Raw genomic sequence first — 23,559 nt, forward strand, 5'->3', positions numbered from 1 at the left:
CTTCTTTAAGAAGTTGGGGATCTGAGTCTTGTGAGTTTGATTTATATATTAGACCTCTTGCCTCTTGCAAAACTCCCTAACACCCCACCCCCAGCCCCTCCCCGCCTGCGGGGAGGGGAGAATTTGACGTAAGTCAAAGGCGGGGTGGGGTTCTTTTTTTGATTTATGCAACAAGTCTATTGAGTGTCTACCTACCGATGCGATTAATTTTTTGCCTGTGGCTGCGAACCAGGAATTGTCACATCTATTGGTGTCACCTGTGCTGCTAGCTGCGTCAATGGCGGTTGAATGGCGGTTTGATTCCCCACTACTAGAGTCACCAGCTTTTCTGGCTTCAGGTATTCTCGTGCTACCCGTTGCACATCGGCGGCTGTGGTGGCGGCGACGGCTTTTTGATAGCGAAAGAGAAAATCAGCAGGATAGCCGTAATATTCGTATCGCATCAATCGTGATAAGGTTTGGCTGGGGTCTTGAAAGTTGAATACAAAGGAGTTGAGTGTAGACTCTTTGGCAAAAGCCAGTTCTTTTGCTGTGACTCTTTGAGTTTGGATACGCTTGATTTGCTCTTGTAAAGCTTTGACAAACTGGACAGTAGCATCCGATCGCGTTTGTCCACCAGCAATAAACATCCCAGGATAATCGTAGCGGGGACTCCACTGGCCATAGACAGAGTAAGCTAAACCTTGACGCGATCGCACTTCATTAAATAAGCGTCCACCAAATCCATTTAACACCCCATTTAATACATCCAGCGCTGCATAATCGGGATTGTCGAACCGTCCGCCTAAATGCCCCATAAGTACACTACTTTGGGTTAATTGTGGCTGATTGACAAAAAAGACTCCACCTGTATTAGCTGGCGAAACCGTTGGTAATTTGGGTTTAGCAATACCTGGGTTGCGGTTCCAGTCACCAAACTTAGCTTGAACGAGCGATCGCATTTTCTTCGCTTCAAAATCCCCGACAATCCCCAAAATCAGATTATTGGGGTGAAAATATTGCTGATAGAAATTGAGTAAATCCTCACGCTCAACCTGATCCACCGTTGCATACTCGATTGTGCGAGCGTATGGGCTATCTTTCCCATAAATCAGTTTCTTAAATTCTCGACTAGCAATCCCATCTGGATTGTCATTACGACGGGCAATGCCACCCTTAGCTTGTGTCTTAGCCAAGTCTAGCTTTTCTTGAGCAAATACAGGCGATCGCACCACCTCAGCAAACAGCCCAAACACCGTTTCTAAATCTTCACTAAGGGCGTCAAAGCTAGCACTACCAGAAGCTTCACCAATATTAGCTTCCACAGCCGCCGCCCGTTGTTCCAATATCTCATTTAGTTGATCAGCCGAATGCTGCTTAGTTCCTCCAGTTCGCATCACCGCGCCTGTAAAACCAGCTAAACCGACTTTCTGTAGTGGTTCTAAACGATTTCCTGTCCGCACAAACGCCGTCCCGTTCACCAACGGTAACTCGTGATCCTCCATCAAATAGACAACCAAGCCATTTTGAAGTACAAACCGCTCATACTTAGGTAACTTGATCTCAGGTAGCGGTGGAAGCTGTAACTCCGTGTAATGCTTTGCCTCAGTCGTCGCCGCCAGAGAAAAATTACAAGTTAGAAGCAAACACGTAAAAACAGCAACCAAAGCATAAATCAGCCCCTTCCCATTTTCGATTTTAAATTGTTTACCCTTCACCTTAAACCTCTGCATATCTCTCTTCCTTTGCGCCCTCTGCGTCCTTTGCGGTTCCGCTTCTCTTAAATTTCTTTCGACAATAACTTACCAATCGTGCGATTTTCCGGCGTAAACGTCTTTTTTGCCACCCGCTCAATATCAGCCGTCGTCACCGCCGCAATATCATCCAACTGCTTAAACAAATTCCGCCAAGAGCCAGTTTTCACCTCATATTCCAACAATTGTTGAGCCATGCCCATATTTGAATCAAGAGTACGTAACAAACCCGCCCGGGCTTGGGTTTTCACCCGTTGCAAATCAGCCGCCGCTATCGGCTCAGTTTTTAATTTGTCAATTTCTTGGCGCAAAGCCACCGCCAATTGATCAACTGTATGACCAGGAGCCGTGAGAGCATAAAATAACATCAGGTTTGGGTACTTATCTCCAGGAAATCCGCTAAAACCTTCAGCATTAAGCGCCAAACGCTGCTTTTCTACCAAAGACTTATATAGCCGCGACGTGCGCCCATCACTTAATAAACTGCCAATGATTTCATAGATTGCATTATCTGGATGGGTAATTGCCGGACGATGATAACCTTCTAAATACCAGGGTTGAGAAGGTAGCCGTAAAGTAACTTCCCGTGTTTGTTGTTGTGACGGTTCTGTGGGGATTTGTTCAACAGCTTTGGTTTTTGGCTGATAGCGGCCAAAATAAGTTTGCGCCAGTTTTTTTACCTCAGCTGCGTTCACATCTCCGACAATGGCGATCGCTAAATTACTTGGTACGTAGTGAGTATCAAAAAACTTTTGGACATCATCTGGTGTCAGATTGCGGATATCTTCGTCATAACCAATCACCGGACGCTTGTAGGGATGGACTTTGTAAGCAGTATCAACAAATTTCTCTAGCATCAGTCCAATGGGTGAATTTTCCACCCGCATCCGCCGTTCTTCTAAAATTACATCTTTCTCTTTATAAAACTCACGACTAATTACCGGATCGAGAAATCGCTCCGACTCCAACGACATCCAAAGTTCCAGCTTATTGGCAGGAAAGCTGTAAAAATAACGGGTGGCTTCGGTTGAAGTATTGGCATTTAAACCCACACCTCCGGCTTGTTCGACAATTTGCCCCAATTGGTTTTGCAAGACTAGCTTACCCGCTTGTGATTCCACTTGCTTAAACTCAGTTTCTAACCGAGCAACCTCAGCTTTTTTGCCATCGGTTTTCGCTGTTTGAATTTGAGCATTCAACCGTTCTAAAGCTTCTAGTAGAGGTTTTTCGGCTTTGTAGTCTTTTGTCCCAATGCGTGTTGTGCCTTTAAACGCCAAATGTTCCAGAAAGTGAGCTACACCAGTTTTGCCCTGTACCTCATCCACACCACCGACATTTGCATAGGTAAGAAAAGAAACTACAGGGGCTTGATGTCGTTCCAAGACAATGAATTTTAGACCATTGTCGAGGCGAAATTCCTTTAACTGCTTGATGACTCGATCCAAATAAGGTTGGATCGAATTTTCAACTGGTGGAGTTTGAGTTTTGATTTCTTGAGGAGGAGATGCCGTCTGAGTTTGAGCCAGAGCAATTTCTGGCAGCAATCCGCACCAAAGGATGATTAAAGTTAACAAAGTGACAAACAACCGCCGCAATGTGACAGATACTTGATCTGACCAATCGAAAATCCCAAATTTAAAATCGTTCGACTGAGCGTTTGCGTAGCGTCTGTCTTCGACACGCTGCGCGAACGGAGAGAAGTTGAAGTCCCAAATTAACCGACTGATCTGGTTCATAAGCAAAAAAATTAAGATAAAGTTACACTAACTACAAAACAGGACACTTAGCCAAAGAGCGTTAATCTTGTATTAAGTTTTCAGGGTTTTTTCTACTTGAAGTAGACAATAATGCTACAAATCCTGTTCCAGATATTTCACCATAACTCTTATGCGTATTTTTAATTCTTCCCCGCCCTCAGAGGCTCAGACACGCACCCGGATTTTAGAAACAGCACAACGATTGTTTGCCTCTAAGGGATTTGACGGCACTACCACCCGCGATTTAGCACAAACAGCAGGGGTAGCTGAAGGCACTCTATTTCGTTATTTTCCTAATAAAAAGGCAATTTTGGTGGAAGTTGCGACTAATGGCTGGGTGGAGATTCTGACAGATTTACTCACAGAATTAAGTGAAATGGGTAACTATAAAGCCGTAGCTCAGGTGATGCGCCGCCGAATGTGGAATTTCCAAAAAAATGCCGATTTGATGCGTGTTTGTTTTATGGAAGTGCAGTTTCACCCGGATTTGCGCGATCGCATTCAATTAGAAGTGATAACCAAAATGACCGATGTGGGCGAAGCCTTCTTTCAAACAGCGATGGATAAAGGCATTTATCGTCAAATGGATGCCAAGCTAGTTGCTAAAGTTTTCTTGGGAATGTTTGCGATCGCAGGTTTTTCCAACAACACCATTATCGAACCTGACGCTTCCCCCCAACAAATGCAGGAAATGGCAGAAGGACTTGCTGATATCTTCCTGAATGGAGTTTTAGCCAAAGAGTGAATAATGATGAATTATGAATGATGAATTATGAATTTTAATTACTAATTGCTTGCGCTTGCTGACTCCACTGTTGTACTAGCTCAATTGCTGGACACAAATCTCGTCGCTGCATTGTTGCTACCTGCAAGCGCATAATTTGTTGGTGTAATCTGTGAGTTGGAGTTTGAGCTAACTGCGCTACAGAACCAATACCCGCATGGAGCAATAAACCACAATATTGTGTCCCCACACTGGGAATACGCGCCAAGTCAGCCAAAGCGAGCCATTTATTTACATATTGAAGATGAATTTGTAGTTTATTTGCTAACGCTAGTCTTTCCTCTAGAGTTTTTCCTTGTTTAATTAGCGCTACTGTGCTATTAATCCCGCAATTTTGCAGTTGAGATTGTTCTTCGTGGCTTAGTCCAGGTAATTCCTTAATTGGCCAGTCACGAGATTGGCTAGGACTTCTACTATTTGTGTGTTTAGCAGACATTTTTGAAATTAAACATATAGGTTTGTTTAAATATTGTGACAGTCGCTGCTTTGCAAAAGTACGCTTTTGCAGACAATAGACTTCTTGCATAAATCAAAAAAAGAACCCCACCCCGCCTTTGACTTACGTCAAATTCTCCCCCAAGAGCCTGCGGGTGGGGTATTAGGGACTTTTGCAAGAGGTCTAATGCCATTGTATCGGGTGGCAATGCCATTGCATTGGGTTGCACTGCCATTGCATCGGCTTGCACTGCCATTGCATTGGCTTGCACTGCCATTGCATCGAGTTGCACTGCCATTGCATCGGCTTGCACTGCCATTGCATTGGCTTGCACTGCCATTGCATCGGGTTGCACTGCCATTGCATCGGCTTGCAAAAATTAGGTAAAGTCAATGGTTAATATTTTCCACCGCACTTTTCTAGAGGTTTGGAGACTGAAAAGTAAATTGACCACGCGGGTAGGGGCACAGAAAAAGCTCATTGGTGTCAACTTAACGTAGAAGTTAGGCTTGGCAAGCTTTCGAGGTTTGACCCTCACCCCCAGCCCCTCTCCCAAAATTGGGAGAGGGGAGCAAATTATCTAGTTCCCCTTCTCCCAAGTTGGGAGAGGGGAGCAAATTATCTAGTTCCCCTTCTCCCAAGTTGGGAGAAGGGGTTAGGGGATGAGGGCAAAACGTTTTCTCAAAGCAGATTTTTTCTGAAGTTGACACCAATGAGCATTGCTGTGCCCCTACTCTTCTTGGATAATAGTTACTGCTTGTCTGGCGAGAAAGACGCGATCGCCTCGCAAGACGCTTCAGTTAAAGTGCATAGGCACTTATTGATCCCCCTTAGTCCCCCTTAAAAAGGGGGAAATAGAATTATTCATAGCCCCCCTTTTGAAGGGGGGTTGGGGGGATCAACTCTTATCCGAACCGTATTGGATCGCCTCGCGTAGCCCCTGACGTTAAAATGGGTTGTAAAATATCTCAACTTTTGCTCGTCTACGGTGGATTGCAAGAAGCTTATGATCCCGATTCCAAAAAGCGCAGCCCAGTTATATGAAACAGACTTTGTAGCATGGACAGAAAAAACTGTACAACTTATTCGTGCGGGAGAATTTGCACAAGTAGACTGGGATGTTGTGATTGAGGAGATTGAAAGCTTAGGACGGTCAGATCGACGGGAGTTAAAAAGCCGCTTGGAAGTATTATTACAGCATTTGCTCAAGTGGCAATATCAGTCTAATTTGCAAAGTGGCTCCTGGCGAAATACGATTAATGAGCAACGCAACCGAATTGCAGATTTGCTACAAGAAAGTCCTAGCCTCAAGTCTTATCCAGAAGAAGTTTTAACCCAGTGCTATTATCGGGGATTGAAAGCTGCTAGTAATGAAACTGAACTACCAATAGATACGTTTCCAGTGGAATGTCCTTATTCCATTGCCCAAGTTATTGATGCTGAGTTTTTGCCGGATGCAATTAATTTGTAATATTAGGTTTATCCGGTAAATAATTCGCCTCGCATTACAGTTAGCGCTTGTCCGCCGAGAAAAACGCGATCGCCTCCTGTATAGCCTACTTTTACCACTCCACCGCGACTGGATGCTTGATAAGCTAAAAACTCATTTTTGTGCAAGCGATCGCGCCAGAAGGCAGCAAGGCAACAATGGGCAGCCCCAGTTACAGGGTCTTCATTAATACCTACTCCGGGTGCAAAGAAGCGAGAGACAAAATCATATTGGGAATCAGATTGTGTAAGGCTGGTGACAATGACATCAGAAACAGGCAACGTTTTTAATAGTTGAAAATTCGGCTGCATTTGCCGCACCAAGTCTTCCGATTCTAATTCCACTAAATAGCCAAGGGAATTTTGGCAGACAGATTTGTATGGTACACCCAAAGCAACCCTGAGTTCTGGAGGAGCGATCGTTGCTTGTGAGTGATTCACAGGAAAATCTAATTCAATCCACTCACCTTGCAACTTTGCAATCAGCACTCCGCTTTTGGTATAGAAACGTGCAACTTCATCAGGTGACAGATGTCCCTCTGACCAAAGTACATGGGCACTAGCTAAAGTTGCATGGCCACAAAGCGGTACTTCCACCGTTGGCGTAAACCAACGCAGATTAAAGCCATCATCCTGTTTAACGAGAAAAGCCGTCTCAGATAAATTCATTTCCTGCGCTACGTTCTGCATCCAACGTTCGTCTTGGGGAGTAGGCAAAACACAGACAGCAGCAGGATTACCTGCAAAAAGTGTATTGGTAAAAGCATCAACCTGAGTAATGATTTGTCCCATTAGAGTTACCTTGAAAGTTAGACAGTAACAGGATTTACGCACTAAAAACTTGAAACCTCGATCCCCCCTAACCCCCCTTCAAAAGGGGGGAAAATCAAAGAGCCAACTTTTTAAGGGGATTGGGGGATCTCTTGTGCGTAAATCCTAAGTAATATAGCGTTTCCTAATCAAATGAGGTGCATCATAGCCCCCTCTTCGCTTGCGGGGAGGGGGTTGGGGGTGGGGTTCTTGTACCTCACTCAACTGAGAACCGCTATATATTTATCAAGAGTGCGTTAGAGATTTATGTCTCAATAGGCTTGGGTTAAGGCTCAAATCCTTTGTCAAAGTCAATTTTTTTAACGTAGACGCAAAGAGAGGGAAGAAATGCTTAACTGAACTGTATTGATTTATAAATTAGTAATACAATCTTCAAAATCTAGAGTCAATGTTAAAGCAAAACGGAAACATCAGGATAAAAATCTTCAGAAGCATCTTTGCTGCTGTCAACTTCGCAGTAATTTCTGGAGGATTAGTTAGTTGTACTGTTAAAGTACCGCAGCCAGTTGGTCCACCTGAGCAACAAAAACCAGTCCTACAACCAACGCAACAGCCTAAGCAGGTAAAGCAGAATGATAAAAATGGTGACGACAAACATAGCGATCGCAAGAATGATAAAAAAGATGACGATAAGGATGATAACGACTAAATAAAAGCAAAACTATAACTTTTTCTTTGAGTTTCCATTTATGCTGATCCAACAAACTTCTACTTCCCTAATCGATACTTTACGCCTTCGACGCCAACAACTAGCCAAACTGATTGATTTTCCAGCAATTCTCTGGTCAGGTAGCAACAGTCCGCGCAACTTTCCCGCAAATACTTTTCCGTTTCGCGCTAGCAGTCATTTTCTCTATTTTGCCGGACTGCCATTATCAAACGCGGCAATTCGTTTAGAAGCGGGCAAGCTAGAACTATTCATCGACGATCCATCACCCAGCAGCGCCCTTTGGCATGGAGAAATGCCAACGCGCGAGGAAATAGCCCAGAAGATTGGGGCGGATGTGGCTCGACCAATGGCAGAATTAGAGTCTTGGGTAGAAGATGCCGCCACAATTGCTATACAAGATGCTGTTACTTGGACACAGCAGACGCAACTATTAAATAGATGGGTTTTACCACAAAGTCCTCCCGAAGGAATTGATTTAGAGTTAGCCAAGGCGATCGTTTCTATCCGCCTGACTCATGATCAAGCTGCATTAACCGAGTTACGAAAAGCTGCGGCTGTCACTGTTGAGGCGCACAAAGCTGGGATGGCTGCAACACCTCAAGCGAAGCTGGAAGCAGAAGTTCGTGCAGCGATGGAAGGGGTAATTATTGCCCACAATATGACCACTTCTTACAACAGTATTGTCACAGTTCACGGTGAAGTTTTGCATAACGAGCAGTATCACCACCCTCTACAACCAGGAGATTTACTGCTTGCAGATGTTGGCGCTGAAACCCAGATGGGTTGGGCAGGTGACGTTACGCGCACATGGCCAGTTTCCGGTAAATTTTCATCAACCCAGAGAGATATTTATAATGTGGTATTAGCAGCCCATGATGCTTGCATTGCCAAAATCCATCCTGGTGTAGAGTATGGGGATATTCATTTGCTAGCTGCTACGGTGATCGCTGAAGGTTTAGTAGAATTAGGCATTTTCCAAGGAAATCCCCAAGATTTAGTAGAAATGGATGCTCACGCGCTGTTTTTCCCTCATGGTATCGGTCATCTATTGGGTTTAGATGTCCATGATCTGGAAGATTTAGGCGATTTAGCAGGGTATGAAGAGGGACGTGAAAGGAGCGATCGCTTTGGCTTAGGCTTCCTCCGGTTAAATCGTCCCCTGCGTCCAGGGATGTTAGTTACAATTGAACCTGGTTTTTATCAAGTACCAGCAATTTTAAATGATGTCAATCTGCGCTCAAAATATGAGAATGTCGTGAATTGGCAGCGTTTATCTGAATTTGCTGATGTGCGCGGAATCCGCATCGAAGATGATGTTTTAGTTACAACCGAAGGTAGCGAAGTATTGACAGCCGCATTACCAAATAGTGCCACTGCTGTAGAAGATTTAGTTAATTAGATGATTTCTGACAAAGAATATACCCAGGTTGACGAGTTTCGACTTCTCTACGAGACGCTACGCGAACGCTCAACTCTCGATCCCTTAGTTGGTTGAGCGAAGTCGAAACCAACAGCGACGGTAGATTTATTAACGGAAATCACCTTAGATGTAGAGACGTTGCAATGCAACGTTTCTACAAAGGTTTTGAAATCACGCAAAATCATTTTCATACTTGAAGCTGACGCGGGACGTGATATGATTTTATCGTCTTGGTTAAATCGGCAGGAAACACAATTTGATTGTGTGTCCACTACCACTAATATAAATTTATCACTAGAGATTCTGGACACAGCACCACCACAGTCAATCCCCTAAGCGGAGAAAGAATTGAGGCGGTTTTGTTGCAGCAAAGTTTAGAAAATGCTGGCAAGTTCTACGCCTGATCGCCTCCGGTTGACACAGAGCCAGTATGGAACGGATATCTGGGTAACTGGATGATTCCGATTAACTTTGTGGGCGAGTCTAAATTTGTTATTTGTGTAGGAATGGTGATGTAATTATCCTTGCGGAGGTCTAAATGAATCTAGTAAAGCGTCGTATCGGTCTTGAGCAAGAATTTTTTCTGGTAGATGAGGCTGGTTATCTAAGCGATCGCGCCGATGATTTTTTGAACGGTTGCCACATAATGGCGCAAACACAAGGTTTAGACCCAAAGTACTTTGTGCCAGAGTTTGTCAAAAGCATGGTAGAAATTAACACACCTCCTGCCGACACTGGTACAGAACTAGCAAAAGTTTATCTCAAAAATCTCAAATTGGCGCTTAGTGTGGCGCAACAGATGGGTTTACGTCTTTACCCTCTGTCTAGCTACCCTTTGCATATTACACCAGTTATGCGCGATCACCCTAATTACCATATCCAAGCGCGGACTGTTGGCTATGAGAAATTCTTGCACGCCGCCAAATGTACAGGTACACACCTGCATTTGGAAGTCCCGCCTGGGGTAATTGACCCTAATGTTGTAGTCTCCTACAACTCGACATCAGCAGAGCGAGAAGAACTACTAAATATCTATAATTTAGCTACAGCTTGCGACTCAGCACTCATTTCCCTGACGCGGGCGTGTCCCTTTTATGAAGGACAGGCCATCGGGCTAGCCGCGCATACAATTCGTTATCGAGGTAGTGAAACCTTTGGCTGGGAAGGAGTTTACACTCATTTACAGCCTGTGGGCGGACTCATGCCTTATGCATTGAGTGTAGAGGGTTTAGTTGAACAGCACTTTGCTCGTTACCATGCTTGGTTGCAAGCGATGGAAAAAGCCGGAATTGAACCGAATCTGATCAAAGAAGCAGAAGTCAGCTTACTCAAGTCAGCTTGGAATCCGGTTAGACTCAACAAACTCGGCACTGTTGAAATTAGATGTATAGATAGTAACTATCCCTCGGTAACTTTAGCTGTAATTACATTGCTTGAGAAAGCGGCTAATCGAGTCAGGCGGGAGAAGTTAACAGTTAGACCAGCTAAAGAAATGCAGATATTTGAACTAGTTGGCGATCGCCTATATGTACCAGATTTTGAATATCTAAATGGTGAACTGCTCTATACTTCAGCTACAGAGGGACTTAAAAATCCTAAAGTTAAGGCTTACGTCGATTCAATTTTGCAGTTTGCCAGCGCAGAGGGTGGCGAAGGAGCAAATTTTCTAACAAAACTGAGCAAACACCTTGATCACTATCAGACAATAGAAGCTGGGATATTGCAAGAGTTTACACAGACAACTACTCAACTTCCATTAGATGTCGGTTTGCGTTTAGTGCGTGAATGTTGTGACAATCTAGAAGCAGAGGTTTCATGGATAGATACAGAAAATCCCCTAGCAGCGTTGGATACTGATGAACGATTGTTGCTACAGCAGTATTGAAAAACTTTGCTGATTTCATGGTCAATCGTGGTAAGATATAGCCAAATTCCCAGAGCCGATGACCTAATTTAGTCAGGTGAAAATTTTGTCTAGTTTCGGAAGGCATAAGCCTATAATCTCTCAGTAGTTAACCTATAGTCTAGAAAAAAACCTAACCTAAATTAGCGAGGTAATCAAATCAGGAATGGTCACAAAGCAGTCCTTAATACATTTGTAGATAGGATAGAGGCTGTGTAGTTCAGCCATGAAGGTAAAACTTCTAAACTAATAATCTGGATATTTGTCTATATTGTTAGCAACTATTAATGCAATCTCAATTCCAGAAACAGCGTTAGTTTTCAAATGAATAGACTACACGCAAACCTCTGTAGCCCAAATATAATCATCCTTGTTGGGAAACAGGCGATCGCCCTAACTGACAATTAGATAACGTTCGGACTCTAGCGGCAATTTCTGTAACCAGAATCAAGTAAGGAACAGTGTCAGCGTCCTATCTGTCCTATCCTGGAGATGGGTAAATAGTGTTGTGGGTGAGACTGTGTTTTTCAGCGTTGTGATACCGACTTATAATCGCCAACCAATTTTAGAAAAGTGCCTCCGCGCCTTGGAGATGCAGGAGTTGAGTCAGCCAAGTGCAGTTTCTGGTTACGAGATTGTCTTAGTGGATGATGGTTCTACTGATGGCACATTGGATTGGTTGACAGCACACAAAGAAGAGTTTCCCCATGTGCAATGGTTTCAGCAAGACCATGCTGGCCCTGCTGCGGCTCGAAATTTGGGAGTAGAACAGGCGCTGGGAGACACAATTATCTTTATTGATAGCGATCTAGTGGTGCTGGAAAATTTTCTGCAAGCTCATGCTAATGCACTAATGCAGGGACAGGAGAAATTGGGGAGCGATCGCCTTTTCACTTACGGAGCAGTTATTAATACTTGCAATTTCGACAACCCAACTGCTGAACCCTACAAAGTAACAGATTTTTCCGCAGCTTTTTTTGCTACGGGAAATGTCGCAATCTCTAAACATTGGCTAGAGAAAGCCGGACTTTTTGATACCAGCTTTCAACTCTATGGCTGGGAAGATTTAGAATTAGGTGTGCGGCTAAAAAAACTAGGTTTGACACTAATTAAATGTCCAGAAGCCGTAGGATACCACTGGCATCCAGCATTTAAATTAGAGCAAATTCCCCGATTAATTGACCAAGAAATTCAACGCGGACGTATGGGAGTTTTGTTTTATCAAAAGCATCCCACATGGGAAGTGCGAATGATGATTCAAATGACTTGGCTGCATCGCTTACTTTGGGGAATTCTTTCGCTCAATGGTGCGCTAAATGAACGGACAATGGCTCCCTTTTTGCAATGGCTAATTAATTTAGGTAAACCGCAATTGGCTTTAGAAATCGCCCGAATTTTCCTAAATTGGTACAACGTGAAAGGTGTTTATGAAGCCTATGCTGAAATGCAACAAGCATCGTGATTAAAATAATTCGTAATTCGTAATTATGTTAAAATTGCCCCACCCATCAAGCGCTCATACCGATACTTCAACTCTTCTTTCATCAAATACCAACGCTCTAGGGTTGCATCCATTTCTATAATTTTCTCGGCTGCTTGCCGTGCTAAAAGTAAAACTTCCTCATCCTCAACCAAGCTTGCTAAGGTAAAATCTGGCACTCCAGATTGACGAGTTCCCAGTACTTGCCCTGGCCCACGAAAACGCATATCCATCTCAGAGATGAAAAAACCATCCTGAGATTGTTCCAACACCTTCAGCCGTTGTTGAGCATCAGGACTCCTAGAACTGCTCATCAACAAACAGTAAGACTGAGCCGCCCCACGACCGACACGCCCCCGCAGTTGGTGCAATTGTGATAAGCCAAATCGCTCGGCATTTTCAATGAGCATTACTGTAGCATTAGGTACGTCTACACCAACCTCAATAACGGTAGTAGAAACCAAAATTTGCGTTTGGTTATCACGAAATTTGGTAATCGCTTCATCCTTATCGGCTGAACTCATGCGACCATGCAGCAGCCCCACTTGAAAGTCGGGAAAAACACTTTCTTGTAGCTTTTGATGCTCCTCCACAGCCGATCGCAGATCCAGTTTTTCTGATTCTTCCACTAACGGCAAAACCACATAAACTTGTCTACCTTGGGCAGTTTCTCGGCGGATCAGGTCGTAAGCATGGTTGCGTTGCTGACCCGACAATACTGTTGTCTGAATCTTTTGTCGCCCTGGTGGTAACTCATCAATTTGGCTCACATCCAAATCCCCGTGTATCGTCAGTGCCAAGGTTCGGGGAATCGGGGTAGCTGTCATAGTTAACACATGGGGTTGCTCGCCTTTTTGCTGCAAACGCGCGCGTTGTTCTACACCAAAGCGATGCTGTTCATCAATCACCACTAACCCTAGTTGCTGGAAATTTACGGGGTCTTGAATCAAAGCATGGGTTCCCACTAACAGAGGTAATTCACCAGTTGCTAACTGAGAATGTATTTGTCTTCGTTTAGCAGTTTTAGTAGAACCTGTCAGTAATTCCACTGGTAAATGCAAGAGGTTAAACCAGCTAACTAACTTGCGATAATGTTGTTCTGCCAAAACTTCTGTGGGAGCCATCAGCGCCGCTTGATAGCCAGATTGAATTGCTGCGAGGATAGCCAGCACGGCGACGACCGTTTTACCTGAACCGACATCGCCTTGCACCAAACGATTCATTGGTACGGGTTTTTGTAAATCGTTGAGAATGTCGTTGAGAACTCGTTGCTGTGCGCCAGTGAGTTGAAAAGGCAGTATTTCATGGAATTTCTCTACAAGTTGGCCTCGTGGGACGAGGATGGCGCTAGTTTGAATCGCCCTTGCTTGCTGCTGACGTTGCAGTAACCCAAGTTGCAGGTAGAAAAATTCATCAAAGACTAGGCGACGACGGGCAACTTTCAGAGCGTCGCTATCACTAGGAAAATGAATATTAGCGATCGCATCTTTCAATTCCATCAAACCATACTTCTCTCGCAAACCACTTGGCAGAGGGTCTTTCATCTGAGCCGCAGCCGGCAAAGCAGCAATTACCGCCTGTCGCACAGTATTCGCCACCACACCCTCAGTCAATCCATAAATTGGCACTACCCGCCCAATATTCAGCGACTCAATCGAATCTCCGGGATTTGCCAAAACCTCTAGTTCGGGATTATCCAATGTCAAGCCATATTTACTTTCTTTCACCAACCCACACGCCGCCAAAATACTACCTACTGGATAACGGCGTTTTAAACTTTCTTGCCAAGCCCGACTGCTAAAGCGCGTACCTGCGTAAAAACGACCAATTTTGATTTGACCACTATTATCTTTTACAATCAGTTCTAAAATTGATAATTTCTGATTTTTGGGGCTATTAAAGCAGTTGCAACGCTTGACTGTAGCGACTATTGTCACCGTCTCACCCGCCTGTAACTCGCGGATATTCACCTGACGGGCATAATCGATGTGGTCACGAGGATAGTAGAAAAGCAAGTCACGGACGGTATGTAAACCAAGCCGTGCCAAACTACTAGCTTTTTTGAAGCCTATTTCTGGTAAATCACTGAGTTTTTGCTCAATGTTCGGTGCAAGCCTCCGACTTAACTCAGCAACGATTGGAGATTTGGGACTTCGACTACGCTCAGTCGAACGATTTGGGATTTTTTTCCCCTGCTCCTCTTGCTCCCCCTGCTCCTCTTGCTGTACTTGGGAAAGATACCTGCGAGTCTCTGCTACTAAGTTTTGTCTTTCTTCCAGTGCTAGATGTGGATAACTAGCAAATTGCACCGCTAGTCCTTGCCAACGGCGGCGTTCAGTTTGCGGCAAGCCTGTGGGGAATTTGCCCAAAGTTAGGCTCAGAAATTCACTGAAGCGGTATTGTTTGCCCACCAAGTCTGTAAAGCCACGTTCAGCTTCTATTGCCAAGGCTTTGTGCAATCGTATCCAATCTGGTTTTTCATTAGTCATTGGTCAGCAGAGTGAGGAGTTAGGAGTTAGGAGTGAGGATTTAGGAGTTAGGAATAAATAACTCATAACTCATAATTCATAACTCATAACTTTATTCAAACCAACTAGCACGCCATGCAGCTTCAGCTTCCGCGATCGCTATTTCCCGATGTGTTTTTTGATACTCTCGTCCTAGCTTGTTTAGCTGAACTAAAATACTGCGGATTTGCCTACGTTCAGAGGAGAGTGTCACATCAGCAAATTCAATTTCCCCTAGCCGCAGGTTAATAGCCATAATTTGCGTCAGTCCAGAATCTTCTGACTGCTGCTCATTTTCAATTTCAATTACTAAGTTTAATAAGTTGGGTGGTCCTGGCATTACCTCGGCAGATGCTTCTGATGCCGCCGCCGCCGCCGCTAAAATCGGTTCTGGTAATTTTTTGGGTAATACCCCAGCTTTTTGTAATAAAATATTAGCATCATGCGAAAGTTTTTTCAGTATCTCTTGCGTAACCTCTTCTAAGTTCTGTTGCCATTTTGCCAGTTCTATAGGATTAGAGGTGTCCATAATCACAGGAGTTACTTCCTCATCCCCCCTATCTCCCTCATGTCCCTCATGTCCCTCATCTCCCCCTATTTCCTCACTTTTAATATAAGTAAGCAATTCCTCAGATGCCAGTTGACCCAACTTGCGGATGGCTTGTTGCAATTGTTGGCGCTGATTCAATGATAAATGCAGAAAGCTTTCAGGATATCCCTGAGTACAAAGGTGGTAACTCGCCAGAATCAACTGTTTTCGTACAGCTAGTCCCAAGGTGTTTAGATAACTAGCATAAGCGGTTTGTAATTCTACTGCGATCGCGCGAATCGCTTCTTTGAGTCCTGCAATATCCCGTTCAATTCGCTCGATTGCTCTTGCCATATCTTTTGGTTCTTGTCCATATCAACTTTTACATAGTACAAATGTACAAATTTATTTTAGGATAACTTTCCAAAGGATTTTAGATTTTAAATTAAACCTCATCTAAGTTGAGAATCGTAGTTTTCGCCCTCACCCTAAATCCCTCTCCCAGATATGGGAGAGGGACTTTGAAATTCTGGCTCCCCGAATCCTAAATCTGGGAGAAGGGGTTGGGGGATGAGGGCAAATCCTTTTGATCACAGAAGAACTACAGGTTTCAAGATAGACGTGGTTTAAATGCGATATTTCGCGTCTCTATTAATAAAATACAGGTCAGGCTATTTGCTTGACCTGTCCAGAAATAAGTTAGGAATTAAGAATTGTGAGCGATGCCCTGAGCTTGCCGTACCACTTCCCTGCGGGACGCTACGCGTAGCTAGTCCTCCGCAGGAGTACGTGGAAGCAAGCTACACCCAGCGTCTCGTAGAGAAGGGTTATGAAGTCAAATTCCTATTAACTCCTAACTCCTGTACAGACGCGAATAATCGCGTCTCTAATATTACTTACTGCCCATTTGTGCAGCGACTTCATCAGCAAAGTTACTTTCTTGCTTTTCAATGCCTTCGCCCAGTATATAGCGGACAAAGCGACTAATTTGAATGTCTTCGCCTAATTGCGCCTTCACTTGCTTTACCAAGTCTTCCACGGAAATACTTTGATCGCGAATGTAAGGCTGATCGAGCAAAGCCAATTCTTTCAGGCGTTTTTCAATCCGTCCCTGAACAATCTTTTCTTTGATGTTATCTGGCTTATTCGCCAAATCATCCTTGCCCATTTCAATGTCTTTTTCCTTTTGGGCAATTTCCCTAGGGATTTGGTCTACGCTCACATACTCGACATTTGGGCAAGCTGCAACTTGCATTGCAGTGTTCCGTGCCAAGCTTTGGAACTCTGAATTAGTAGCCACTGACTCTGTTTGTGAACCCAGTTCTACCAATACACCAACTCGACCGCCAGTGTGAATGTAGCTGTCTACTATACCTTGTGTGCCTTCTGCTAAGGGAAAGGTGACAAAGCGGCGCACTTGAATATTTTCACCAAGGGTGGCAATGGTTTGCTTGATGAATTCTTCTACAATCACACTTTCATGATCAATATAAGGTTGAGCCAACAAAGACTCAACACTATCAGCCGTCGCTGCAAGCTTTGCTAGGTTCTTAACTAAAGCCTTAAAAGCCTCGTTACGAGCAACAAAGTCGGTTTGGCAGTTGACTTCTATAAGTACACCCACCCGACCACCAGGCTGAATGTAGGTGTCCACTAGACCTTCTGCCGCAATGCGATCGCTTTTTTTACCCGCCGAAGCGATGCCCTTTTTCCGTAGCCAATCTACGGCTTCATCTATGTTGCCATCATTCTCTTGCAGCGCCTTTTTGCAGTCCATCATGCCGGCACCAGTTTTTTGGCGTAGCTCTTGGACGAGTTTTGCAGATATTTCCGCCATGTTGCCTCAATTTCTAACTTGACCTGGAGTTGTAATCGCTCACGGGTGTTGAGTATTTCTATCTTACTCAGGGCTGGGGGAGAAAAAATAATCAAGTTATCAGGTATGAGTTTTTTCGCCTCTACCTTAGCCTCTGATTTGCCGCAGGCTAGGGCGGCTTGCTGCTATTTTGCCAGCTACCGCCCTGCCTCGGACATTTGCTGCACCCCTGCTTTACTTATTCCTGTACTTCCTCGTCGGGAATTACGGCGTCAGTATATTCGGTTTCTTCGTAATCTTCGTCATACTCACCACCGTCGTAATCTTCGTCATACTCTTCAGCATCCAGCTGACCGTGACGACCTTCATAAATGGCATCCGCCAATTTTCCGACTATCAGCTTAATTGACCTGATCGCATCGTCGTTTGCTGGGATGGGGATATCTACTACATCTGGGTCACAGTTTGTATCCAGCATTGACACAATCGGAATATTCAGCTTTTGACATTCTTGAACTGCGTTATATTCCCGCCGTTGGTCTACAATTACCACAATATCGGGGACTTTCCGCATTGTTTTAATGCCGCCCAAGTATTTCTGAAGCTTCGTCATTTCCCGACGTAGCATTGATGCTTCTTTTTTCGGTAATAAATCTAGTGCGCCAGTTTCCTCACGGCGTTCTAAATCTTTCAGTCGGTCTACGCGGGTTTTGATGGTTGCCCAGTTGGTCAACATTCCGCCCAACCAGCGTTGGTTAATGTAATGGGAACCGCAACGGGTGGCTTCTTGAGCAATAATTCCAGCTGCTTGCCGCTTGGTGCCGACGAAAAGAAATTTCTTTCCTTGTTCAGCGTGCGATCGCATATAGTTGTAGGCATTATCCATCAACTGGGCAGTTTGCACCAAGTCGATAATATGTACACCATTGCGGGAGGTGTAAATGTAAGGAGACATTTTTGGGTTCCAACGCCGGGTCTGATGCCCAAAGTGAACCCCTGACTCCATCATTTGAGCCAATGAAACGACTGGCATATAAATTCTTAACTCCGATTCGGGTTAAACCTCCATCCAAGTGCATTTCCCAATTAGGAAACACCCGAATTCTTAGATGTGCGAGATTAGTTAACTATACTAGGCTAGCACATTCGCAAGAGTTGTTGTTGGTTGATAGAGTAAGGGCGAGAAAATATAACCTTGCCAAGTTTTGAGTAAGTAGGTTTTAAGGATGGAGCTAAGCGGATTCGAACCGCTGACCCCCTCAATGCCATTGAGGTGCGCTACCAACTGCGCTATAACCCCTTGAAATCCATTATATATAATCCCTTAATTATTAGTACTTTGTCAACCTTTTTATCGAAATTAAATTTTAAATATCTCCTCTGGCACTCAGGACTCTCTACGACACTCGCAACAAATAAGTCATACAGTGCCCCATCAAAAAATAAACTACTAACATGGCAGCAGCAGCCAGAGCAACTAATATACCAGCCAACATGAGAGAAAATTCTTTACTCTCGTAGGCTCTTTCCATTAAGTGCAGCGACCACGCCACCAGGGCTACATCAAAAAGTAAAATAGGAATTAACATATTTTTTAATATTTATTAATACTTGTAAAAGTATATTAACACCCTTTTAAGGAAGTGGGTCTAACCTCAGATGGATGTTATTAACTGGTAAATAGTGATTTAGGACAATGTTCTTATTGGCACATTGCGATCGCGCAAATAATTTTTGATTTCTGCCACACTTAATTGTCCGTAATGTAATAGAGATGCGAGTAATGCCGCTTGAGCTTTGCCTTCAGTTAGGGCTGTGTAGATATGTTCACAATTACCTGCACCACCAGAAGCAATAACTGGAATTTGTACAGCATCGGCAATTGCCCGTGTGATTTCAATGTCATACCCGGCTTGGGTTCCATCAGCATCCATACTTGTGACTAGCAGTTCTCCGGCCCCGCGTTTTTCAACTTCTTGTGCCCACAGTAGGGCATCTAAGCCTGTATTTTCCCTGCCACCGCGCACATACACATCCCAACCGGGATTTTCCGGGTTATTTCTGCGTCTGGCATCAATTGCAACAACTATGCACTGATTACCAAAGCGATCGCTTGCCCGATTAATCAAGTCTGGTTCCCGTACCGCCGCCGAATTAATACTAACCTTATCTGCGCCCGCTCGTAACAAAGCTTTAACATTTTCTAAGGATTGAATGCCACCACCCACAGTCAATGGAATAAAGACCTGTTCAGCAGTTCGGTAGACCACATCTAAAATAGTAGCTCGGTCTTCATGAGTAGCTGTAATATCCAGAAATACTAACTCATCAGCACCGGCTTCGTTATAAACCTTCGCCAGTTCTACCGGATCGCCTGCATCTTGGAGATTGACAAAGTTAACTCCTTTCACAACCCGTCCCGCCTTCACATCTAAGCACGGTAAGATTCTTTTAGATAACATAATAATTTTTGTACTTCTGGGTAATTGACCGGAATTTAAATTTTAAATTGGCGCGGGTATTCTCAAACGAAAATTTTCACGGGCATTATTTATGGAGCATTGGGCATTGGGCATGGGGCATGGGGCGCTTGTACTAGGCGTTGCAGTTGGCGTGGTCACTGACTTGTGCCGAGCGCAGTCGTTCGCGGAGCGTCTCGTAGAGAGGTAGCCTTGCCGAAGTGCAGCCTCTCGTAGAGAAGTAGTGGGCATGGGTTATTCTTTATCCTCCTGGCTCTCCCCACTCCTAATTACGAATTACGAATTATTCTGTTCCCTTAAAAGTAGATAGCTGAATTATGGCGATAATCTCCTCGAAAAAACAGCCTCCAGAACCCAACGGAGAACCAAAGCAGCGTCGAGAGTCGGCGAAAGCACCATCCACAGACAATATTTTGCAACCTGAAGCTGCTATTGATGAACAAGATAAGCAGGAAGAGGGGATTCGGCCGCAGCGATTTGCTGATTACATTGGGCAAAAAGATTTAAAGGATGTGCTAGATATTGCCATCAAAGCAGCTAAGTCTCGTAGTGAGGTGTTGGATCACCTACTGCTGTATGGGCCGCCGGGATTGGGTAAAACTACAATGGCCATGATTTTAGCATCGGAAATGGGAGTAAATTATAAAATTACCAGTGCGCCAGCCCTAGAACGTCCACGAGATATTGTTGGGCTACTGGTGAACCTGAAGCCAGGGGATATTTTATTTGTGGATGAAATTCATCGCCTCTCGCGGATGACGGAGGAAATTCTCTATCCGGCGATGGAAGATTATCGCTTAGATATTACTATTGGTAAGGGTTCGGGCGCTCGGATCAGAAGTTTGCCGCTATCAAAGTTTACCTTAGTGGGAGCTACAACCCGTGTAGGTGCTTTAAGTTCACCACTGCGCGATCGCTTTGGTTTGATTCAAAAACTCCGATTTTACGAAGTTGACGAACTGACTAAAATTGTACTGCGAACCGCTCAATTACTCAAAACCCCGGTTACAGATGATGGTGCCACAGAAATTGCCCGTCGTTCACGCGGAACGCCACGTATCGCTAACAGACTACTTAGGCGAGTCCGGGATTATGCGGAGGTAAAGTTATCTGGGGATATTAATGAAAGCGTTGCATCGGAAGCATTGCAACTATTTCAAGTAGATCCCTGCGGTTTAGATTGGACAGACCGCCAGATGCTGAGTGTGATAATTGAACAATTTAACGGCGGTCCAGTGGGGTTAGAAACAATGGCAGCAGCAACAGGTGAAGATACTCAAACAATTGAAGAGGTGTATGAACCTTACCTGATGCAGATTGGGTATTTAACTAGAACTCATCGTGGGAGAATGGCGACAAAGGCTGCATACAAGCATTTGGGATTCATGCCGCCTAATGAACAGTTGTCATTATTGTAATTATGGGAATGGGGCATTGGGCATTGGGCATTGGTCATTGGGCATTGGACATTAATCACTTAACTCCTAATTCCTAACTCCTAACTCCTAACTACCCCCTCCCCATTTTCAAAATCGACACAGGTAAACCGAGATGATTAAGTTGATTGGTATTTTTCTCAGTCTGTTACTTATATTTGGCTGGGGTACTCCAGTCATGGCACAATCTCAACCGCCGATTACTCAAGAACAGTTAAAACAAGGTGATGAGTGGGCAACTCAAGCTTTTGCAGCGACGAATCAAGGTGATTTTGCGACGGCTGAAACTTACTGGACAAAGATTATTGAGCAATTTCCCACTAATGCGGGGGCGTGGAGTAACCGGGGAAATTCGCGGGTGAGTCAGAATAAGTTACAAGAAGCGCTGACAGATTATAACAAAGCGATAGAACTAGCGCCGAATGTCACCGATCCTTATTTGAATCGGGGTGCGGCGTTGGAAGGGTTGGGAAAATGGTCAGATGCGATCGCAGATTATAATCATGTCTTAGAACTCGATCCTAATGATGCGATGGCGTATAATAATCGCGGTAATGCGAAAACAGGTTTGGGGAAATGGGATGATGCGATCGCGGACTACAAAAAATCTAATCAGATAGCTCCAAATTTTGCCTTCGCCCGTGCTAACTACGCCCTTGCTCTTTATGAAACAGGTCAAAAAGAGCAAGCAATCCGCGAGATGCGAAATATTATCCGTAAATACCCCCAATTTGCTGATATGCGTGCCGCCCTCACAGCTGCATATTGGGTAAATGGGGAACAAGGCGAAGCTGAAAGTAACTGGGTAGCAGCCTATGGACTCGATAGCCGTTATAAGGACATCAACTGGGTAACAAATATCCGCCGTTGGCCGCCCAGCATGGTAGTGGCTTTAGATAAATTCTTGAAACTCCAGTAAGTGCATCTGCAAATTTTTCCTATAGCTGTAGGACAGGTGAAACACCTGTCTGTTTCAACTCTTGGCAGCAAGCATCCACAATATAGGAAATAGCATTGTTTGCCAGTTCTTCTATTAAATCCTTACTGATTGAAGGCTCAGAAAACATAAAATTCAACAGCATCTTTCCTTGAAAAATTGCAACAGCAGCTCCGAAAGTACCTCCAAAAGCTGCCTGTCCTGGAACAAAGCTGATTTCTTCTAGTTCAAACAGACCATAAGTATTAGGAATATTTACTTGACCAATATTAGTAATCGCTACACTATCAGGTGCTTCATCGGGATGGGCGAGTAATGATTGGACAATTTTCTTAAACATTAGCAGAATACTGAAGATATCGTCACATCTTAATCCTTCTTCCAGATATTGTTTGACAGCCTGTGCTAAATTCCAGAAGGATGTATTTTTTCCTAAAGTATGAAATGAAGTAATAGATGAAACCAAAACACCCATATTTTCATTGCTGACCACTGGTTGCAGGCGGTTACGCAAACTCACACAAGAACGACAACTAAGACAAATTTCTGTTATCTCCTCACCATTTATTTTTTTCGCTACTGCAAACATAAACGCTGCACACAAAGCAGCTTGTACTGTTGTCTTTTCCTTCTTACAAAAGCTTATCAGTTTTTCAGTTACCTGTTCATCTAGCTGTCTGTGAACAACGCTACAATGACGTGACTCTATAGGTACAATTTTTTCAAAATCCAAGGTTTTTGGTTGATACCAAATCTGCTGTAACTTCAGTCGCAATAATAATAAGATGCCATTCATTTGACCTCGCCATCCCTGTATCGATTTAGGTAACAGTTCTTGTATGGGTGGTAATGGAGGCAAACTAAACACTTGACTGATTGATTCACCAGAGGCAATTTTTTGGCAGTAAGTCAAAATTTCCGAGTGCAGCCTGACTGATGATAAGCCATCTGATATGGCATGATGTAATATTGTGATTAAATAATTGACATTCTTTTCACTTTCCGAACTGACTAATATAAATCGTACTAAACTTTTGTCGCTCTCGATTTTCTGGTTCAGCTCTTCTACAAGAACTTCTTGCCATTGCTCTTTGTAAAGATTATTAACAACACGTAGAGGAAGTTTGCTCGATCCCATTTCAAAGCGAAAATTATCCAATGTACCAAGAATACGAGAATTCAGACGTGGGTGATGATACTGGATTAAATCGATAGCCTGTCTGAGAATTTCTTCATTAAGAGGGCCGATAATCCGACTAATTGTCGCTATATTGAAAGAGTTAGCACTCTGATTTAAGATTTCAAATGCTTCTTCAATAGGAACAAGTTTTCTATTTCCTGTCATAAGTAAC

The 23,559-nt window shown here is 44.0% G+C and carries 20 protein-coding genes and 1 tRNA gene; 8 read left to right on the forward strand and 13 right to left on the reverse strand.

The genetic code is table 11. The annotated features are described in order from the left end of the window. Positions 1-203: 203 nt before the first annotated feature. Both V7K15_RS05140 and V7K15_RS05145 read right to left on the reverse strand, forming a co-directional pair. Positions 204-1,712 carry a M16 family metallopeptidase gene (locus V7K15_RS05140; RefSeq protein ID WP_334903608.1) on the reverse strand — a complete coding sequence of 503 codons (1,509 nt, stop codon included), beginning with the start codon at positions 1,710-1,712 and terminating at the stop codon, positions 204-206. Between the two features lie 47 nt (positions 1,713-1,759). After that, positions 1,760-3,469, reverse strand: a complete 1,710-nt coding sequence (locus V7K15_RS05145; protein WP_334903610.1) for a M16 family metallopeptidase — start codon at positions 3,467-3,469, stop codon at positions 1,760-1,762. Between the two features lie 151 nt (positions 3,470-3,620). Between V7K15_RS05145 and V7K15_RS05150 the strand changes: the two genes are divergently transcribed. Beyond that, positions 3,621-4,235, forward strand: coding sequence for a TetR/AcrR family transcriptional regulator (locus V7K15_RS05150; protein ID WP_334903612.1), 615 nt, complete (start codon positions 3,621-3,623; stop codon positions 4,233-4,235). A gap of 34 nt (positions 4,236-4,269) precedes the next feature. On the opposite strand, the gene V7K15_RS05155 is transcribed toward V7K15_RS05150, so the two are convergent. Both V7K15_RS05155 and V7K15_RS05160 read right to left on the reverse strand, forming a co-directional pair. After that, positions 4,270-4,710, reverse strand: coding sequence for a DUF4332 domain-containing protein (locus V7K15_RS05155; protein ID WP_334903614.1), 441 nt, complete (start codon positions 4,708-4,710; stop codon positions 4,270-4,272). Continuing rightward, the gene (locus tag V7K15_RS05160; protein ID WP_334903616.1) at positions 4,700-5,071 is read right to left on the reverse strand and encodes a hypothetical protein; all 372 of its coding nucleotides are present in this window, start codon (positions 5,069-5,071) and stop codon (positions 4,700-4,702) included. Before V7K15_RS05160 ends, V7K15_RS05155 begins: the two co-directional genes overlap by 11 nt. A 645-nt stretch (positions 5,072-5,716) precedes the next feature. Here V7K15_RS05160 and V7K15_RS05165 point away from each other — a divergent pair. Further along, complete coding sequence (locus V7K15_RS05165; RefSeq protein WP_334903618.1) at positions 5,717-6,181, forward strand: DUF29 domain-containing protein; 465 nt, start codon at positions 5,717-5,719, stop codon at positions 6,179-6,181. A gap of 8 nt (positions 6,182-6,189) precedes the next feature. Here V7K15_RS05165 and V7K15_RS05170 read toward each other — a convergent pair whose 3' ends face one another. Next, positions 6,190-6,990: a PhzF family phenazine biosynthesis protein gene (locus tag V7K15_RS05170; RefSeq protein WP_334903619.1), complete on the reverse strand. Its 801-nt coding sequence runs from the start codon at positions 6,988-6,990 to the stop codon at positions 6,190-6,192. A gap of 427 nt (positions 6,991-7,417) precedes the next feature. Here V7K15_RS05170 and V7K15_RS05175 point away from each other — a divergent pair, with 427 nt between their 5' ends. The 4 genes from V7K15_RS05175 to V7K15_RS05190 all read left to right on the forward strand — a co-directional run bounded on the left by V7K15_RS05175 (position 7,418) and on the right by V7K15_RS05190 (position 12,484). Next, the gene (locus tag V7K15_RS05175; protein WP_334903621.1) at positions 7,418-7,678 is read left to right on the forward strand and encodes a hypothetical protein; all 261 of its coding nucleotides are present in this window, start codon (positions 7,418-7,420) and stop codon (positions 7,676-7,678) included. A gap of 40 nt (positions 7,679-7,718) precedes the next feature. Further along, positions 7,719-9,098: an aminopeptidase P family protein gene (locus V7K15_RS05180; protein WP_334903622.1), complete on the forward strand. Its 1,380-nt coding sequence runs from the start codon at positions 7,719-7,721 to the stop codon at positions 9,096-9,098. A gap of 559 nt (positions 9,099-9,657) precedes the next feature. Then, the gene (locus tag V7K15_RS05185; protein ID WP_334903624.1) at positions 9,658-11,004 is read left to right on the forward strand and encodes a glutamate-cysteine ligase family protein; all 1,347 of its coding nucleotides are present in this window, start codon (positions 9,658-9,660) and stop codon (positions 11,002-11,004) included. 538 nt (positions 11,005-11,542) lie between these two features. After that, positions 11,543-12,484 (forward strand): glycosyltransferase family 2 protein, encoded by a 942-nt coding sequence (locus V7K15_RS05190; protein WP_334903626.1) that lies wholly within the window; start codon positions 11,543-11,545, stop codon positions 12,482-12,484. 23 nt (positions 12,485-12,507) lie between these two features. Here the strand turns inward: V7K15_RS05190 and recG are convergent, their stop codons facing one another. The 7 genes from recG to hisF form a co-directional block, all read right to left on the reverse strand. Beyond that, a complete protein-coding gene (gene recG, locus V7K15_RS05195) occupies positions 12,508-14,991 on the reverse strand; it encodes an ATP-dependent DNA helicase RecG (protein ID WP_334903628.1) in 2,484 nt (827 codons plus the stop codon). 91 nt (positions 14,992-15,082) lie between these two features. Continuing rightward, a complete protein-coding gene (locus V7K15_RS05200; protein ID WP_334903630.1) occupies positions 15,083-15,892 on the reverse strand; it encodes a hypothetical protein in 810 nt (269 codons plus the stop codon). Positions 15,893-16,430: 538 nt separating this feature from the next. Further along, complete coding sequence (tsf, locus tag V7K15_RS05205) at positions 16,431-17,375, reverse strand: translation elongation factor Ts (RefSeq protein WP_334903632.1); 945 nt, start codon at positions 17,373-17,375, stop codon at positions 16,431-16,433. Between the two features lie 217 nt (positions 17,376-17,592). Further along, on the reverse strand, positions 17,593-18,387 hold the full coding sequence (rpsB, locus tag V7K15_RS05210) for a 30S ribosomal protein S2 (protein WP_334903634.1): 795 nt from the start codon (positions 18,385-18,387) through the stop codon (positions 17,593-17,595). A gap of 194 nt (positions 18,388-18,581) precedes the next feature. Continuing rightward, positions 18,582-18,654, reverse strand: a tRNA-Ala gene (locus V7K15_RS05215). Positions 18,655-18,751: 97 nt separating this feature from the next. After that, positions 18,752-18,943 carry a hypothetical protein gene (locus tag V7K15_RS05220; protein WP_334903636.1) on the reverse strand — a complete coding sequence of 64 codons (192 nt, stop codon included), beginning with the start codon at positions 18,941-18,943 and terminating at the stop codon, positions 18,752-18,754. A gap of 99 nt (positions 18,944-19,042) precedes the next feature. Next, positions 19,043-19,816, reverse strand: coding sequence for an imidazole glycerol phosphate synthase subunit HisF (hisF, locus tag V7K15_RS05225; RefSeq protein WP_334903638.1), 774 nt, complete (start codon positions 19,814-19,816; stop codon positions 19,043-19,045). Positions 19,817-20,151: 335 nt separating this feature from the next. Here hisF and ruvB point away from each other — a divergent pair, with 335 nt between their 5' ends. Beyond that, a complete protein-coding gene (ruvB, locus tag V7K15_RS05230) occupies positions 20,152-21,252 on the forward strand; it encodes a Holliday junction branch migration DNA helicase RuvB (protein ID WP_334903640.1) in 1,101 nt (366 codons plus the stop codon). A gap of 133 nt (positions 21,253-21,385) precedes the next feature. Further along, a complete protein-coding gene (locus tag V7K15_RS05235; RefSeq protein WP_334903642.1) occupies positions 21,386-22,189 on the forward strand; it encodes a tetratricopeptide repeat protein in 804 nt (267 codons plus the stop codon). Between the two features lie 19 nt (positions 22,190-22,208). Here the strand turns inward: V7K15_RS05235 and V7K15_RS05240 are convergent, their stop codons facing one another. Beyond that, on the reverse strand, positions 22,209-23,552 hold the full coding sequence (locus V7K15_RS05240) for a phthiocerol/phthiodiolone dimycocerosyl transferase family protein (RefSeq protein WP_334903644.1): 1,344 nt from the start codon (positions 23,550-23,552) through the stop codon (positions 22,209-22,211). Between the last annotated feature and the right edge of the window lie 7 nt (positions 23,553-23,559).

Source organism: Nostoc sp., assembly GCF_036919815.1.
Taxonomy (GTDB): Bacteria; Cyanobacteriota; Cyanobacteriia; order Cyanobacteriales; family Nostocaceae; genus Nostoc.